The following is a 16,854-nucleotide window of genomic DNA, read 5'->3' as shown; positions in this document are numbered from 1 at the left end:
CTCAGTTTTGTTCCTCTTGTTCATCGTCACGGCCGACGCTGCGGCGCTTGTCTTCGGCAATGGTGCTGGACACCAGGGTGGAGATGCGCATGCCTTCCACCAGGCTCTGGTCGTAGACGAAGCGCAGCTCGGGCGTAACCCGCAGCCGCACCGCCTTGGCCACCAGGCTGCGGATATAACCGCTGGCATCCTTCAGCGCCGCCATGCCTGTTTCGATCCGCTCGGGATCGTTCTCCAGGAAGGTGACGAATACCTTGGCATAATTCAGATCCCGGGACACTTCCACCCCGGAAACGGTCACCATGCCCAAACGCTCGTCCTTGATCTCCCGCTGCAGGATGACGGCAATTTCTTTTTGCAGTTCCTGCCCGACCCGGCGGGTACGGCTGAATTCTCTGGCCATAAATACTTTCCAAGACAAAGGGGGCCCAAGGCCCCCGTCGATTAACACTGTGCGTGGTTCAGGGGCAGATACCGTGCCCTTAGAGGGTACGTTGCACTTCCACTACCTGATAGACCTCGATCTGGTCGCCCACCCTGACGTCATTGTAGTTCTTCACGCCGATACCGCACTCCATGCCATTGCGCACTTCGGCCACGTCGTCCTTGAAGCGGCGCAGGGACTCGAGTTCGCCCTCGTAGATCACCACGTTGTCGCGCAGTACCCGGATCGGGTTGCTGCGCTTGACCACGCCCTCGGTGACCATACAGCCGGCGATGGCACCGAACTTGGGCGAACGGAAGACGTCGCGCACCTGGGCCAGGCCGATGATCTCCTGCTTGAACACCGGAGCCAGCATGCCGGTCATGGCCTGCTTCACCTCATCCAACAGCTCGTAGATCACACTGTAGTAGCGCAGATCGATCTCTTCCGACTCGATCACCTTGCGTGCAGCCGCGTCGGCACGTACGTTGAAGCCCAGGATGATGGCATTGGAGGCCGCCGCCAGGCTGGCGTCGGTCTCGGTGATACCACCCACGCCGGAGCCGACGATCTTGACCTTGACCTCGTCGGTAGACAGCTTCTGCAGCGAATCGGAAATCGCCTCGATGGAGCCCTGCACGTCGGCCTTCAGCACCAGGTTGATCTCGGCCACTTCGCCTTCGTTCATGTTGGCGAACATGTTCTCCAGTTTGGCCTTCTGCTGGCGGGCCAGCTTGACCTCGCGGAACTTGCCCTGACGGTACAGGGCCACTTCCCGCGCCTTCTTCTCGTCGCGCACCACCGTGGCTTCGTCACCGGCGGTCGGCACCCCGGACAATCCCAGGATTTCCACCGGGATGGAAGGACCGGCGGACTTGACCTCGCGGCCCAGTTCGTCCTTCATCGCCCGAACCCGGCCATACTCCAGGCCGCACAGCACGATGTCGCCCTGGTGCAGGGTACCGTCCTGAACCAGCACCGTGGCCACGGGACCACGACCCTTGTCGAGACGGGATTCGATCACCACGCCCGAGGCCATGGCGTCGTAGACCGCGGTCAGCTCCAGCACCTCGGCCTGCAACAGTATGGCTTCCAGCAGTTCGTCGATACCCATGCCGGTCTTGGCGGAGATGTGAACGAACATGTTCTCGCCCCCCCACTCCTCGGACATGACGCCGTGCTGGGACAGCTCGCTCTTGACCCGGTCCGGATCCGCTTCCGGTTTGTCCATCTTGTTCACCGCCACGATCAGCGGTACGCCCGCCGCCTTGGCATGCTGGATGGCTTCGACGGTCTGGGGCATGACGCCGTCATCGGCCGCCACCACCAGGATCACGATGTCGGTGGCCTTGGCACCACGGGCACGCATGGCGGTAAAGGCCGCGTGACCCGGGGTATCCAGGAAGGTGATCATGCCGTTGTCGGTTTCCACGTGGTAGGCACCGATGTGCTGGGTAATACCACCGGCCTCGCCCGCCGCCACCTTGGTCCGACGGATGTAGTCCAGGGTGGAGGTCTTGCCGTGGTCGACGTGACCCATGATGGTCACCACCGGGGCGCGCGGCTTGCTCTCAGCATCGGTATCCCGATCCGACAGTACCCGCTCTTCCAGCTCGTTCTCCCGGCGCAGCACCACCTTGTGACCCATCTCTTCCGCCACCAGCTGGGCGGTTTCCTGATCGATCACCTGGTTGATGGTCACCATGGCGCCCATCTTCATCATCGCCTTGATGACTTCGGCACCCTTGACCGCCATCTTGTTGGCCAGTTCCGCCACCGTGATGGTCTCGCCGATTTCAACGTCACGGCTGACCGGCTGGGCCGGTTTCTGGAAACCATGCTTCATCGACTTGGGCGTCAACACCTTGGCACGCTTACCCTTGGTCTTCAGGCGTTCGGTCCGGCTTTCGCGATCTTCCCGATCTTCCTTGGACTTGCCACCCTTGCGCTTTTTGCCACCGGTGCGGCGGGCACGCTGCTCTTCGGTTTGATCCGCTTCGTCTTCCGCTTCCTGAGCATGGCGGTTGGTGGTGACGTGGTAGTCACCCTCCTCCTGCTGCTTCTTGGCGGCTTCCTCGGCCCAGCGTTTTTCATTTTCTTCCGCCAGTCGACGTACTTCTTCCGCCTTCTGCTGGGCTTCCAGCTCGGCTTTACGCAAGGCTTCTTCCTCACGCTGACGTTTCAGATTTTCTGCTTCGCGTTTGGCCATTTCGTCCGCCTTTTTCTGCTCTTTGCTCTGGGGCTTGGCGGCCCCTTGCTCTGTGGTGTCCTGAGCTTGCAGCTGAGCTTGGCGGGCCTTTTCTTCCGCTTCACGCCGGGCTTTTTCTTCCGCCTCGCGTTTGGCCTTTTCTTCGGCTTCGCGTCTGGCTTGTTCTTCGGCCTCACGACGGGCCTGGGCTTGTGCCTCCAGACGCGCCTGCTCTTCTGCTTCTTGTTGACGCTGCTGCTCTTCCAGCGAATCACGTCTTACGTAAGTGCGTTTCTTGCGCACCTCAACCTGTACCGCTTTGTTCTTACCACCGGCACCCTGCACACTCAGAGTGCTCTTGGTCTTGCGTTTCAGGGTCATCCGTTTGGGTTCATTATCGTCGTTAGCGCCGTGCTGTTTTTTTAAAAACGCAAGCAGGGCGGCCTTTTCGGTTTCGGATACCATGTCGGCGCTGGATTTCTCCATGCCGGCTTCCCGAAACTGCTGGACAAGACGATCAACCGGTGTGTCGATGTCACTGGCAAGTTGCGTTAATGAGACTTCTGCCATTCATTTACCTCCGTTGATCTTATTCTTCGCTCTGGTCCCCGAACCAGCAGATATTGCGGGCGGCCATGATCAGCTCGCCGGCCAGGGCTTCATCCAGACCTTCAATTCCTTCCAGGTCGTCGATGCCCTGCTCTGCCAGTTCTTCCAGGTTCGCAATACCACGGGCGGCAAGCTGATAGGCCAGCTCCCGGGTCATGGAGGGCAGTGCGAGCAGATCCTCTGCCGGCTCCACCCCTTCGAATGATTCTTCTTGGGCCAGGGCCCGGGTGGTCAGGGCGTCTTTGGCGCGGTTGCGCAGCTCCTCCACCATCTCTTCGTCCAGACCCTCGACGTTCAGCAGCTCGCTAACCGGGACATAGGCGATCTCCTCCAGGGTGGAGAAGCCTTCCTCCATCAGCAGGGCGGCGAAATCCTCGTCGATGTCCAGGTACTGGACGAAGAGATTCATGATCTTGTCGCTTTCTACCTGGTGCTTCTGCTGCAGGTCCTCGACCGTCATCACGTTCAGCTCCCAGCCGGTGAGCTGGGACGCGAGCCGCACGTTCTGGCCGTTACGGCCGATGGCCTGGGCCAGGTTGCCGGACTCGACCGCGATGTCCATGGAATGGGCGTCTTCGTCCACGATGATGGAGGCCACGTCGGCCGGTGCCATGGCGTTGATCACGAACTGGGCCGGGTTGTCGTCCCACAGCACGATGTCGACCCGCTCACCCCCGAGCTCGCCGGACACCGCCTGCACCCGGGCACCGCGCATGCCGACGCAGGCACCAATGGGATCGATGCGCCGGTCGTTGGTCTTCACCGCAATCTTGGCGCGGCTGCCGGGATCCCGGGCGGCACCCATGATCTCGATGATTTCCTCGCCGATTTCCGGCACCTCGATACGGAACAGTTCCTTCAGGAAGTCCGGGTGGGTCCGGCTGACAAACAACTGGGCGCCGCGGGCCTCGGGCCGGACGGCAAACAGCAGACCGCGCACCCGATCACCGGCGCGGAAGGATTCCCGCGGCAGCAGGTCTTCCCGGAAGATCACCGCTTCGGCGTTGTTGCCCAGATCCAGGATAACGTTGTCACGAGTCGCTTTCTTGACCACACCGGTGATGATTTCGCCTTCCTGATCCTGGAACTGCTCCACCACCTGCATGCGCTCGGCTTCCCGCACCTTCTGCACGATGACCTGCTTGGCGGTCTGGGTGGTGATGCGATCGAAGGTGATGGAGTCTATCTGATCTTCCACATAATCGCCCACCTGGATCTCCGGCTCGTCGATCTGGGCCGCTTCCAGGGTAATTTCCCGATAGGGATTGGTCAGGGCTTCCTGGTTTTCCACCACTTGCCAGCGGCGGAAGGTGTCGAAATCGCCGCTCTTGCGATCGATGGCCACCCGCACCTCGATGTCGCCTTCGTACTTTTTCTTGGTGGCCGTGGCCAGGGCCGTTTCCAGCGCCTCGAAGATTTTTTCGCGAGGCACCGCTTTCTCGTTGGAAACGGCATCTACAACCAACAATATTTCTTTATTCATGTCCGATAGCCTCGTTAGTCAAAGTTCGGAACCAGATTTGCTCTTTGGATATTGGCGAAAGCAATAGGAAATTCCTTTCCTTCCACTTCCAGCCTGATCATGGTGTCTTCCACCGCCAGCACCTTGCCTGTCAGCTTGCGGCGATTATTCACGGCCATACGCAGGGTCAACTCCGCTTCCTGACCGATGATGGCCTGGTAATGGGCCGGCTTGAACAGGGGGCGGGCGAGCCCTGGGGATGAGACTTCCAGATCATATTCGGTAGAAATGGGATCTTCCACATCCAGCACGGCGCTGACCTGCCGACTGACTTCGGCACAGTCATTCACGTCGATACCGTCTTCATGGTCAATGTACAAACGTAAGGTCGAATGCCGGCCGGCGCGTACGAATTCGAGCCCCAGCAGTTCAAAGCCCAGGGCCTCTACCGGCTCTGTCAGCATCTCGGTCAATCGTTGTTCCAATGTAGCCAAAGCCACCCCCTCCGAAAACAAAAAAAGGGCTCGCAGCCCAGTGAATTCCCATCGACCATGCCGATGGCAAAGTGCAGATAACAAAAAGCCCCGATCTTCAAATCGGGGCTATTCACCTGGACCCTGATTGTCGCCTCGCGACGACCATTCACCGCGAGCAGGCGATGAACGTGAAATTGGTTGCGGGGGCCGGATTTGAACCGACGACCTTCGGGTTATGAGCCCGACGAGCTACCAGGCTGCTCCACCCCGCGTCCGAAATCGTGCGAGATTATAGTCAAACCGAGAACCAATCTCAACCTGACTATGACTTGGTGCCGAGAGCGGGACTTGAACCCGCACGCCCATACGGGCACTACCCCCTCAAGATAGCGTGTCTACCAATTCCACCACCTCGGCAAAACCTTTATTCGGGTATGTCGCTGCCGCTTGTCACGGGAACATCACCCTGGGGAACACTCTCCACCACTTCAGGTACGGAAAGATCATCCCATTCGCTTCCTTGTTTGATACTGTGCGTGGACAGATTGCCCAACACCAGACTCACGATAAAGAAGCCTGCCGCCAGCAGCGTGGTTGCCTTGGTCAGGAAGTTACCCGAGCCGCTGGAGCCAAAAACCGTATTCGATGCACCTGCGCCGAAAGATGCGCCCATGTCGGCACCCTTTCCTTGCTGTATCAACACCAGGCCAATCAGGGCCAGTGCGATAAGCAGATACACCACCAAAAGAATTTCGTACATTTGAGCCTACCTTCGCTTGGCGTTGCCGCCCCTTTTCAGCCCTGCTGTCCGGAGCGGGGCTAATACTAACGACCCCGCAGGCCGGATACAAGCGCAATTTTCAAAAAATCGCTCGACTGCATAAAAAGACGGCAAAGCGATGATTACACAATCGTTTTACCCAAGCTGAAAGCCGAAAGCTGGAAGCAGCCCGGCGTTGCTTGTGGCATGAGTACGGGCGACTGCAATTCATGGCCCGCATGCAAAAACGCCAAACCACGTCGGGCAACTGATCGCTTCCGGCTTCCAGCTTATGACGTCCAGCTCCGGCGTAGCCGGTCAGGCTACCGCCTCGGCGATGCGGTGCGCCAGCCGTTCTACCAGGGCCTTATCCGCCCCTTCCACCATCACCCGGATCAGTGGTTCCGTGCCGGACTTGCGCAACAGCACACGGCCGGCGCCGGCCAGCTCCGCTTCGGCCTCGGCCACCCGCCGGCGGACGTCTTCACTGGCCAGGGGATCGGTACCGGCGTTGAACCGCACATTGACCAGCACCTGCGGAAACAGGGTCAGGCCGTTGCGGAGCTCATGCAGGCTGCGCCGTTCCCCCACCATGGCACGCAACACCTGCAGCGCAGCCACTATGCCATCGCCGGTGGTGTTGTGATCCAGGCTGATGATATGACCGGAGTTTTCTCCTCCCAGCTTCCAGCCATGCTCCTTGAGCAGCTCCATCACATAGCGATCGCCGACCTTGGCACGTACGAAGGGGATAGCCAGCTTATCCAGGGCCAGCTCCAGTGCCATGTTGCTCATCAGGGTACCCACGACACCACCCTGCAGGGTTCCCCGCCGCTGGGCGTCACGGGCCATGATATAGAGCAGTTCATCGCCGTCCACCAGGGCACCGGTATGATCCACCATCACCAGCCGGTCGCCGTCACCGTCGAAAGCGATGCCCAGATCCGCCTCGTGGGCAAGCACCGCCTCAATCAGCGCCTGGGGCGCGGTGGAGCCGACCTTGTCGTTGATATTGAGCCCGTTAGGCTGGACGCCGGTACGGATCACCCTGGCACCCAGCTCCTCGAACACCGCCGGTGCTATGTGGTAGGTGGCACCATGGGCACAATCGATGACCATGGTCAGGCCGTCCAGGTGCATTTCCGAGGGAAAGGTGCTCTTGCAGAACTCGATATAGCGGCCGGCGGCATCGTTGATGCGGCTGGCCTTACCCAGTTGATCCGAAGACACGCAGTCCATGGGTTGCTCCAACAAGGCCTCGATGGCCAGCTCGACCTCGTCCGGCAGCTTGGTACCGTCGTGGGAAAAGAACTTGATGCCATTATCGTAATAGGGATTGTGGGAGGCACTGATGACGATGCCGGCTTCGGCGCGGAAGGTGCGGGTCAGGTAGGCGATGGCAGGAGTCGGCATGGGTCCGAGCAGGGCCGCCTGCAGGCCGGCGGCGGACAACCCCGCCTCCAGGGCCGCTTCCAGCATGTAGCCGGAAATACGGGTATCCTTGCCGATCAACACCTTGCGGGTGCCGGTCTGGGACAGCACCTTGCCCGCCGCCCAGCCCAGTTTCATCACGAACTCGGGCGTGATGGGGTAGTCGCCCACCTTGCCGCGCACCCCGTCGGTACCAAAATATTTTCTCGTCATTGTTGTTATCCCTGATATTGTGCGGCTTGCTGCCATACTTGTACGGCATCGGCCATCGCTTTGACATCGTGTACCCGTACTATGCGCGCCCCCTGGCCGATGGCGAAGAGGTGTGCCGCCAGGCTGCCGGCCAGCCGCTCATCGACCGGGCGTCCCAGCAGTTGTCCCAACATGGACTTGCGCGACATGCCCACCAGCAGCGGCAGCCCCAGCTGCTGCAGCCGGCCGAGGCGACCGAGCAGCTCGTAGTTGTGCGCCATCGACTTGCCAAATCCATAACCGGGGTCCAGACAAAGCCGCTCACGCGGTATCCCCGCCGCCACACAGGCCTGCACCCGCTCCTGCAGAAAGGCACCGACCTCGGCAGTCACATCCCGATAGCCGGGAGCCTGTTGCATGGTCCTGGGCTGGCCCTGCATGTGCATCAGGCACACCGCCGCCCCGCTGGCGGCCGCCACCTCCAGGGTCCCAGGCTCACGCAGGGCACGGATGTCGTTGATCAGATCGGCACCGGCCGCGACCGCTTCTCCCATCACCGCCGCCTTGCTGGTATCGACGGAGATCCAGCAATCCAGCTCGGCGCGCAGCCGCTCGATGATCGGCAGCACCCGCTCCAACTCCTGCTGCTCCGCCACCTCATCGGCCCCCGGCCGGGTCGATTCTCCGCCCACATCGATAATGGTAGCGCCGTCGGCCACCATCTGCAGGGCGTGGCGCAGCGCCTGCTCCCTATCGAGGAAGCGACCGCCGTCGGAAAAAGAATCCGGCGTCAGGTTCAGTATCCCCATGATCTGGGGAGTGGAGAGATCCAGGGTTCTGGACGAACTCGATAGCAGCATAAACAGAGAATTCCCAAAAAACAAAAAGCCCCGGCCAGCAATGGCCGGGGCTTAATTTATCACAAAACATCAGTTACTGGTGGCATCGCCGGGTTTATTCAGATCGGGGGAGGCCGCTTTGGTCTCATCCGTCTTTTCCTCTTTCTTCTCTCCGGTGCTGGCCGCAGGCCCCTGGGGCTTGTCGTCCTGCTCGTCCTTCCAGTCCGCCGGCGGACGGACATCGCGGCGCGCCATGAGATCGTCGATCTGGCGGGCATCGATGGTCTCGTACTTCATCAATGCATCCTTCATGGCATGCAGGATATCGATGTTGTCCGTCAGTATGGTCTTGGCGCGATGATAGTTGCGCTCTATGACTTCCTTCACCTCCAGGTCGATGGCCTTGGCGGTTTCGTCGGACATGTGCTTGACCTTGGCGGCGGTGCGGCCGAGGAAGACCTCGCCTTCTTCATCCGCGTACAGCAAGGGCCCCATCTTCTCGGACAGCCCCCACTGGGTCACCATCTTGTGAGCAATTTCGGTGGCCCGCTCGATGTCGTTGGACGCGCCCGTGGTCACCTTGTCGAAGCCGTAGATGATTTCCTCGGCCAGACGACCGCCATAGAGGCTGGAGATCATCGACTCCAGATGCTGTTTGCTGTAGCTGAACCGGTCCTGCTCGGGCAGGTACATGGTCACCCCCAGGGCCCGGCCACGGGGAATGATGGACACCTTGTACACGGGATCGTGTTCGGGCACCATGCGACCGACGATGGCGTGGCCGGCCTCGTGATAGGCGGTCATTTCCTTCTCGGACTCGGACATCACCATGGAGCGGCGCTCGGCGCCCATCATGATCTTGTCCTTGGCCTTCTCGAACTCTTCCATCGAGACCAGGCGGCGGGCGGAGCGGGCGGCAAACAGCGCCGCCTCGTTGACCAGGTTGGCCAGATCGGCCCCGCTGAAGCCTGGAGTACCGCGGGCGATCACGCTGGCGTTGACGTCGTCGGCCAGCGGTACCCGGCGCATGTGCACCTTGAGGATCTGCTCGCGGCCGCGTACATCGGGCAGGCCCACCACCACCTGGCGGTCGAAACGGCCGGGGCGCAGCAGCGCCGGATCCAGCACGTCGGGCCTGTTGGTGGCGGCGATGACGATCACGCCTTCGTTGCCTTCGAAGCCATCCATCTCCACCAGCATCTGGTTCAGGGTCTGCTCGCGCTCGTCGTGACCACCGCCGAGGCCGGCACCCCGCTGGCGACCCACAGCGTCGATCTCGTCGATGAACACGATACAGGGGGCAGACTTCTTGGCCTGCTCGAACATGTCGCGCACCCGGGAGGCACCTACCCCCACAAACATCTCGACGAAGTCGGAGCCGGAGATGGTGAAGAAAGGCACCTTGGCCTCGCCGGCGATGGCCTTGGCCAGCAACGTCTTACCGGTGCCGGGCGGGCCCACCAGCAGGATGCCGGTGGGAATGCGGCCCCCCAGCTTCTGGAAGCGGCTGGGGTCGCGCAGGTAGTCCACCAGCTCTTTTACGTCTTCCTTGGCTTCGTCGCAGCCGGCCACGTCGGCAAAAGTGGTTTTCACCTGGTCTTCGCTCATCAGCCGGGCCCGGCTCTTGCCGAAGGTCATGGCGCCCTTGCCGCCACCGCCCTGCATCTGACGCATGAAAAAGATCCACACGCCGATCAGCAGCAGCATGGGGAACCAGGAGATGAAGATGGAGGTCAGCAGGCTCGGCTCTTCCGGTTTTTCACCCACGACGCGAACGTTGTTGTTCAGCAGGTCGTTGAGCAGCTGAGGATCTTCCGCCGGCAGTATGGTGGTAAAACGGTCACCGCTGCGTTTGACGCCATTGATGGTCGTACCATCCATGCGCACTTCACGGATCTGCCCTTGGGCAACTTCCTGTACGAAGGTGGTATAGTCCGTCTGGCGTCCGCTCGGTTCACTCGGGCTGAAGCTCTGGAAAACCGACATCAACACCACGGCTATGACCAACCACAGGATCAAATTCTTCGCCATGTCACTCAAATTACTAACCTCACCGGCTGACAGTTTATGACTGGGACAGAGTACTACAGTTTAAAACCGGTAGCCACAATGTAGACTTCCCGCGAACGGGCCCGGGATGAATCGGGCTTGCGCACCTTGACCACACTGAAAGACCGGCGAACTTCCTGAAGAAATTCATCGAAGCCGGCCCCCTGAAAGACCTTCACCACAAAACTTCCCTTTGGCGCCAACACCTGACGGCACATATCCAGAGCCAGCTCAACCAGGTACATGGCCCTTGGCTGATCCACCTCGGGGGTACCGCTCATGTTGGGCGCCATGTCCGACAGCAGCACATCCACCTTGTCATCACCAACCCGCCCCAACAGGGCACCCAGCACGGCTTCTTCACGGAAGTCGCCCTGCAGGAAGTCGACGCCGGCGATGGGATCCATCGGCAAGATGTCACAGGCGATCACCTTGCCCTGCAGACCGACCTGCTCTACCGCATACTGGCTCCAGCCACCGGGCGCGGCCCCCAGATCCACGACCGTCATCCCCGCCCTGAGCAGGCGATCCCGGCCTTGCAATTCTTCTAGTTTAAACACGGCACGCGAGCGCAGGCCTTTTTTTTGTGCCTGTTGCACATATTTGTCGTCAAAATGCTCCTTGAGCCAGCGGGTCGAGCTGGCCGAGCGTTTCTTCTTACCCATTAAATTATCGCTCTGCTATTACCATTGAAGTCTAGATGGGGGTACAATGCCCCCCTTTCAACCTATTTAACCGAAGCATTTTGCAATGACCCTGAATAATAAGCAAAGACAATACCTCAAGGGACTGGCACACAGCCTGAAGCCGGTGGTATTGCTTGGCCAGCATGGCCTGACCGAAGGCGTACTGGCCGAGATCGATCTGGCCCTGAATTTCCATGAACTGATCAAGGTCAAGGTTGCCGCCGAAGACAGGGAAGTCAAAACGCTGATCATGGATGCCATCGTACGCGAGACCGGTGCGGTCAAGGTGCAGACCATAGGCCACATCCTGACCCTGTATCGTCCCAGCGAGCAGAAAAAAATCTCCCTGCCCAGGTCCTGATCCCCACGGGTCGGCTTGTCCGGCCCGTATCTTCCCCTTCCCTTTCCCCCTCCCCTGTCCGAATTATTTTTCTTTCAGGCTGTTATCCGGCTGCCGGGACGGCAATACTATTAGCATTTCATCGCCGCGTGATCGCCATGCCTGCACACCCCTACCTGACCGACGAGGAACTCTCCCTGCTGAATGAGCTGTATCAGCAGGAGTTGCCGGAATCATTGCTCAGCCTGACCATCGCCATCGATGCCAATATCAGGCCCCTGCTCGAGCAGGCTTCCCGCCTCGAACTGCAGTTGGCGCTCGGCGAGGTCAAGCTGCATTTTCCGGTCACCCTCAAGCACCAGGTGGCCAGCGAAGAGCAGGCGGAGCTGAGCCCGCCGAGCATCATCACCGACGGCTTCCACCCCCGCGCCTGGCGTCTGCCCAGCCCGCAGGAGCTGCAACTCGCTCAACCCAACGGCCATCCCCTGGCCGCCGAAATCCGCGATCTGTCGATAAACGGCATGCGTCTGCTCTCCCGCCGCTGTCTGTTCAGAAACCAACAGAGCAAGAAAGTGTTATTGAATCTGGGGCAGGAGCAGCAACTCCCCATCAAACTGCGGCTGGTCCGCCAGCACAGAGGACGTCATTTCTGGCTGACGGCGGTGCACTTCGAATTGCCGGTGGCCGACCGGATGACCTTGTCGGACTTTGTCTTCCGGGGTTTTTTGCAGGAGATGAGCAAAAGGCAGCCGGAAGACTAAGCCGGCCGCCTCACACAGGGCGGGACAGCGGTGCGCCGCTACAGGTATTCGACCTTGATGACTTCGTACTCCACCTCACCGGAGGGCGTCCGCACCACCACCACATCGTCTTCTTCCTTGCCGATCAGGGCCCGGGCGATAGGAGAGTTCACCGAGATCATGTTGGCCTTGATATCGGACTCGTCGTCGCCAACGATGCGATAGGTGATTTCCTTCTCGTCGTCCAGCTTGAACAGGGTCACGGTAGATCCGAAGATCACCTTGCCGTTGTTGGGCAACTTGGTGATGTCGATGATCTGGGCATTGGACAGCTTGGCCTCAATCTCCTGGATGCGCCCTTCGCAGAACCCCTGCTGCTCCCGGGCGGCATGGTATTCTGCATTTTCCTTCAGATCGCCATGCTCGCGCGCTTCGGCAATCGCCTCGATAATTTGCGGACGACGCACAGACTTCAGGTGATCCAGTTCTTCACGCAGTCTCTGGGCACCGCGGATGGTCATCGGTGTTTGCTTCATAGTGGAAACCTGGTTCCTTTCAGACAATAAAATAACAAGAGCCCTGCCGAAACCGGCATAGGGCTCGTATCACACTCTGTTTTGCTGCGGCCGCTGGGCCGTCTCGTCAAGACGGCTCAGACTAATACAGCCGGCTCAGCGGGTCAAATCATCGAAAAACCGCTTTACGCCCTCGAAAAAGCCTTCGGACTTGGGCCTGTGCTTCTTGGCCGCCAGGCCGCCGCAGGAGTCCTCGAGCTGGCGCAGCAGCTCCTTCTGCTCGTCGGTCAGGTTGACCGGTGTCTCAATATAGACCTTACACACCAGATCGCCCAGCAGACCGTTGCGGGCCGAGCGCACCCCCTTGCCCTTGAGCCGGAACATGCGCCCGGTCTGGGTTTCGGCCGGGATCTTCAGCTTGACCCGCCCGTCCAGGGTGGGCACCTCCACCTCGCCGCCCAGGGCCGCGGAGGTGAAGCTTATCGGCACCTCGCAGTAGAGGTTGTTGCCGTCGCGCACGAAGATGTCGTGCTCGCGCACGTGCACCTGAACATAGAGATCGCCGGCTGGTGCCCCCGCCTCTCCCGCCTCGCCCTCGCCGGACAGGCGGATGCGATCGCCGGTATCGACCCCGGCCGGGATCTTGACCGACAGGGTCTTGGTCTTCTGGTAACGCCCTTCGCCATGACACTTGTGACAAGGGTCGGTGATGATCTTGCCCTTGCCGCGGCAGTGCGGGCAGGGCTGCTGCACGGTAAAGAAGCCCTGGCGCATCTGCACCTGGCCGTGACCGTGGCAGGTGGGACAGGTCTTGGCCTGGGTACCGGGCTTGGCGCCGCTGCCGTCACAGACGTCGCAACCGACCAGGGTCGGTACCTTGATCTCTTTGGTGACGCCCCGCACCGCTTCTTCCAGCGTCAGCTCCATGTTGTAGCGCAGGTCCGCCCCACGGGCCGCCCGCTGCTGACGGCGCTGACCGCCACCGAAGATATCACCGAACACATCACCGAAAATATCACTGAAGTCGGCACCGCCTCCGCCAAAGCCGTGGCCACCCTGCTGGCCATCCACCCCGGCGTGGCCAAACTGATCGTAGGCCGCCCGCTTCTGGGCGTCGGTCAGCACTTCATAGGCCTCGGTGGCTTCCTTGAATTTGTCCCCCGCATCGGCATCTTCTTTGTTGCGATCCGGATGGTATTTCATCGCCAGCCGTTTATAGGCTTTCTTGATCTCGCGCTCATCGGCGCCTTTGGCAACCCCGAGCACCTCATAATAATCTCGTTTCGACATAAGGCTATTTGCTTACCTGAGTCCTAATTACACAAAGGCGGGCGTTGGCAGCCCAACGCCCGCACTGTCGGCGTTTGCGCCGGTGCGACTATTACTTCTTGTCGTCCTTCACTTCTTCGAACTCGGCGTCGACCACGTCGTCGTCGGCCTTGCTGGCGGCACCCTCCTGAGCGGCACCCGCATCGTGGGCCTGAGCCTGGGCCTTGGCCTGAGCCGCTTCCATCAGCTTCTGGGAGGCTTCCAGCAGCGCCTGCTGCTTGGCCTCGATCTCGGCCTTGTCCTCGCCGCGCACGGCACTCTCCAGGGCGCTCAGGGCGGATTCGATGGCACTCTTGTCGGCGGCGGCCAGGGCATCACCGGCTTCCTCCAGCTGCTTGCGGGTGGCGTGGGCCAGGCTGTCGGCCTGGTTGCGGGCGGCGACCAGTTCCTCGAACTTCTTGTCTTCGGCGGCGTTGGCCTCGGCCGCCCGCACCATGGCTTCGATCTCCGCCTCGCTCAGGCCGGAAGAGGCCTGGATGGTGATCTTCTGCTCCTTGCCGGTGTCCTTGTCCTTGGCGGACACGTGCAGTATGCCGTCGGCGTCGATGTCGAAGGTCACCTCGATCTGCGGCAGGCCGCGCGGTGCCGGGCGGATGCCTTCCAGGTTGAACTGGCCCAGGGACTTGTTGTCACCGGCACGCTTGCGCTCACCCTGCAGTACGTGGATGGTGACCGCGGACTGGTTGTCGTCGGCGGTGGAGAACACCTGGGACTTCTTGGTCGGGATGGTGGTGTTCTTCTCGATCAGCGCGGTCATCACCCCGCCCATGGTCTCGATGCCCAGGGACAGCGGGGTCACGTCGAGCAGCAGCACGTCTTTCTTGTCGCCGGACAGCACGGCGCCCTGGATGGCGGCGCCCACGGCCACGGCTTCATCCGGGTTCACGTCCTTGCGCGGCTCTTTGCCGAAGAAATCGCTCACCGCCTTCTGCACCAGCGGCATCCGGGTCTGGCCGCCCACCAGGATGACGTCATCGATGTCGGACACGGACAGGCCGGCATCCTTGAGCGCGATGCGCACCGGCTCCAGGGACTTCTTGACCATGTCTTCCACCAGCGACTCCAGCTTGGCGCGGGTCACCTTGATGTTCAGGTGCTTGGGCCCGGTGGCGTCGGCGGTGATGTAAGGCAGGTTGACCTCGGTCTGCTGGGCGGAAGACAGCTCGCACTTGGCCTTTTCCGCCGCTTCCTTGAGGCGCTGCAGCGCCAGCATGTCGTTGCGCAGATCGAAGCCCTGCTCACGCTTGAACTCTTCCACCAGGTAGGTGATCAGGCGGTTGTCGAAGTCTTCGCCACCCAGGTGGGTATCGCCGTTGGTGGCCAGTACCTCGAAGGTTTTCTCGCCTTCCATGTCATCGATTTCGATGATGGAGATGTCGAAAGTACCACCGCCCAGATCGTATACCGCCACCTTGCGATCACCCTTGGCCTTGTTCACGCCATAGGCGAAGGCGGCCGCGGTCGGCTCGTTGATGATGCGTTTCACATCCAGGCCGGCGATGCGACCGGCGTCCTTGGTAGCCTGGCGCTGGGCATCGTTGAAGTAGGCCGGTACGGTGATCACCGCTTCGGTCACCGGCTCGCCGAGGTAGTCTTCGGCGGTTCTCTTCATTTTCTTCAGCACCTCGGCGGAAATCTGCGGCGGTGCCATTTTCTTGTCTTTAACCTCGACCCAGGCGTCGCCGTTGTCGGCACGAACGATGCTGAAGGGCATGATCTTGATGTCGCGCTGAACTTCTTCGTCTTCGAAGCGGCGGCCGATCAGACGCTTGATGGCGAACAGGGTGTTTTTGGGGTTGGTCACCGCCTGCCGCTTGGCCGGCTGACCGACCAGGGTCTCGCCGTCATCGGTATAGGCGATGATGGAAGGAGTAGTACGAGCACCCTCGGCGTTTTCAATAACCCGGGGGGTATCCCCATCCAGGATGGCAACGCAAGAGTTAGTTGTACCCAGATCGATGCCGATGATTCTACCCATAAAATCCTCTCTCAATTTCTACAATGCGGTAATAAGCGTTTGGTGTTTTGCTTTAGTGCCTATATGTGGTTGCCGCTACCGGCTTTCAAGACAGGCATCACATTTTTTTGGCGGTACCGGCGACTCAGGCCTGGGTATCGATGGACGGCCCCTTGGCCACCATCACCATGGCGGGACGCAGCACCCGGCCGTTCAACTCATAGCCCTTCATCATCACCGCCAGCACCGAGTTGGGGGCCACCTCGTTGCTCTCGACCATGCTCATGGCCTGGTGCTTGTTGGGATCGAAGGGCTCGCCCTGGGGATTAATCTGCACCACGCCGAATTTTTCCACCGTGCTGAGCAGGGATTTCAGGGTCAGCTCCACCCCTTCACACACCGCCTTGAAGGCGTCGTTTTCCTTGTCGGTGTGCTCCAGCGCCCGCTCCAGGCTGTCGATCACCGGCAGCAGCTCGCTGGCAAACTTCTCCAACGCGAATTTTTGCGCCTTTTCCACATCCTGGGCGGAACGGCGGCGGATGTTCTCCATCTCGGCCAGGGCGCGCAGGGCATTGTCCTTCTCGTTCTGGGCATTGGCCTCGGCCTCGGCCAGCTTCAGCTCCAGCTCGGCGACATAAGCCGCATCCGGTTGCCCGGCCTCGGCTCCGGTGCCCGCTTCGGCGTCTATCGCCATGTCCTGCTCGGCGGCCTGCTCTGCGTCAACCTGATGTTGTTTGCTGCTCATGTTGTCTCCCGTCTGTGTTAACTCAACTTGCTGCCTATATGGGGGCGGCCGGGACGATTTCAAGGGGGATTTCGGCGCCATGTGATCGACCCGGTGGCGCCGGGAACCCGGG

The 16,854-nt window shown here is 60.6% G+C and carries 15 protein-coding genes and 2 tRNA genes; 2 read left to right on the top strand and 15 right to left on the bottom strand.

Going from position 1 to position 16,854, the window contains the following annotated elements; genetic code table 11:
* Position 1: 1 nt before the first annotated feature.
* The 11 genes from rbfA to rlmE form a co-directional block, all read right to left on the bottom strand.
* Positions 2–403, bottom strand: coding sequence for a 30S ribosome-binding factor RbfA (gene rbfA / locus ACT7DK_RS06185; protein ID WP_445397361.1), 402 nt, complete (start codon positions 401–403; stop codon positions 2–4).
* Positions 404–482: 79 nt separating this feature from the next.
* Positions 483–3,182 carry a translation initiation factor IF-2 gene (infB, locus tag ACT7DK_RS06180; protein ID WP_445397359.1) on the bottom strand — a complete coding sequence of 900 codons (2,700 nt, stop codon included), beginning with the start codon at positions 3,180–3,182 and terminating at the stop codon, positions 483–485.
* 19 nt (positions 3,183–3,201) lie between these two features.
* A complete protein-coding gene (nusA, locus tag ACT7DK_RS06175; RefSeq protein ID WP_445397357.1) occupies positions 3,202–4,704 on the bottom strand; it encodes a transcription termination factor NusA in 1,503 nt (500 codons plus the stop codon).
* Positions 4,705–4,718: 14 nt separating this feature from the next.
* The gene (gene rimP, locus ACT7DK_RS06170; protein WP_445397355.1) at positions 4,719–5,177 is read right to left on the bottom strand and encodes a ribosome maturation factor RimP; all 459 of its coding nucleotides are present in this window, start codon (positions 5,175–5,177) and stop codon (positions 4,719–4,721) included.
* 177 nt (positions 5,178–5,354) lie between these two features.
* A tRNA-Met gene (locus ACT7DK_RS06165) sits at positions 5,355–5,431 on the bottom strand.
* Positions 5,432–5,489: 58 nt separating this feature from the next.
* Positions 5,490–5,576: transfer RNA gene (locus ACT7DK_RS06160), tRNA-Leu, on the bottom strand.
* Positions 5,577–5,583: 7 nt separating this feature from the next.
* Positions 5,584–5,919, bottom strand: a complete 336-nt coding sequence (gene secG / locus ACT7DK_RS06155) for a preprotein translocase subunit SecG (RefSeq protein WP_445397353.1) — start codon at positions 5,917–5,919, stop codon at positions 5,584–5,586.
* Between the two features lie 318 nt (positions 5,920–6,237).
* A complete protein-coding gene (gene glmM, locus ACT7DK_RS06150; protein ID WP_445397351.1) occupies positions 6,238–7,563 on the bottom strand; it encodes a phosphoglucosamine mutase in 1,326 nt (441 codons plus the stop codon).
* Between the two features lie 5 nt (positions 7,564–7,568).
* Positions 7,569–8,402 carry a dihydropteroate synthase gene (gene folP, locus ACT7DK_RS06145; protein WP_445397349.1) on the bottom strand — a complete coding sequence of 278 codons (834 nt, stop codon included), beginning with the start codon at positions 8,400–8,402 and terminating at the stop codon, positions 7,569–7,571.
* Positions 8,403–8,471: 69 nt separating this feature from the next.
* Positions 8,472–10,421, bottom strand: a complete 1,950-nt coding sequence (gene ftsH / locus ACT7DK_RS06140) for an ATP-dependent zinc metalloprotease FtsH (RefSeq protein ID WP_445397347.1) — start codon at positions 10,419–10,421, stop codon at positions 8,472–8,474.
* Between the two features lie 44 nt (positions 10,422–10,465).
* Positions 10,466–11,095: a 23S rRNA (uridine(2552)-2'-O)-methyltransferase RlmE gene (gene rlmE, locus ACT7DK_RS06135; RefSeq protein WP_445397345.1), complete on the bottom strand. Its 630-nt coding sequence runs from the start codon at positions 11,093–11,095 to the stop codon at positions 10,466–10,468.
* Positions 11,096–11,180: 85 nt separating this feature from the next.
* On the opposite strand from rlmE, the gene yhbY reads away from it, so the two are divergent.
* Together yhbY and ACT7DK_RS06125 are read left to right on the top strand one after the other, a co-directional pair.
* Positions 11,181–11,477, top strand: coding sequence for a ribosome assembly RNA-binding protein YhbY (gene yhbY / locus ACT7DK_RS06130; RefSeq protein WP_445397343.1), 297 nt, complete (start codon positions 11,181–11,183; stop codon positions 11,475–11,477).
* Positions 11,478–11,614: 137 nt separating this feature from the next.
* Entirely contained in the window at positions 11,615–12,217 is a 603-nt protein-coding gene (locus ACT7DK_RS06125; protein WP_445397341.1) for a PilZ domain-containing protein, read from the top strand.
* A 38-nt stretch (positions 12,218–12,255) separates the two neighbouring features.
* Here ACT7DK_RS06125 and greA read toward each other — a convergent pair whose 3' ends face one another.
* From greA to grpE, 4 genes are all read right to left on the bottom strand, one after another.
* Positions 12,256–12,732, bottom strand: a complete 477-nt coding sequence (gene greA, locus ACT7DK_RS06120; RefSeq protein ID WP_445397339.1) for a transcription elongation factor GreA — start codon at positions 12,730–12,732, stop codon at positions 12,256–12,258.
* 135 nt (positions 12,733–12,867) lie between these two features.
* Entirely contained in the window at positions 12,868–14,001 is a 1,134-nt protein-coding gene (gene dnaJ / locus ACT7DK_RS06115; protein WP_445397337.1) for a molecular chaperone DnaJ, read from the bottom strand.
* A gap of 91 nt (positions 14,002–14,092) precedes the next feature.
* The gene (gene dnaK / locus ACT7DK_RS06110) at positions 14,093–16,018 is read right to left on the bottom strand and encodes a molecular chaperone DnaK (RefSeq protein ID WP_445397335.1); all 1,926 of its coding nucleotides are present in this window, start codon (positions 16,016–16,018) and stop codon (positions 14,093–14,095) included.
* A gap of 124 nt (positions 16,019–16,142) precedes the next feature.
* On the bottom strand, positions 16,143–16,742 hold the full coding sequence (gene grpE, locus ACT7DK_RS06105; RefSeq protein ID WP_445397333.1) for a nucleotide exchange factor GrpE: 600 nt from the start codon (positions 16,740–16,742) through the stop codon (positions 16,143–16,145).
* Between the last annotated feature and the right edge of the window lie 112 nt (positions 16,743–16,854).

The sequence above is a fragment of the Zobellella sp. An-6 genome (genome assembly GCF_052487945.1).
This window is presented reverse-complemented; position numbering and strand designations above follow the sequence as displayed.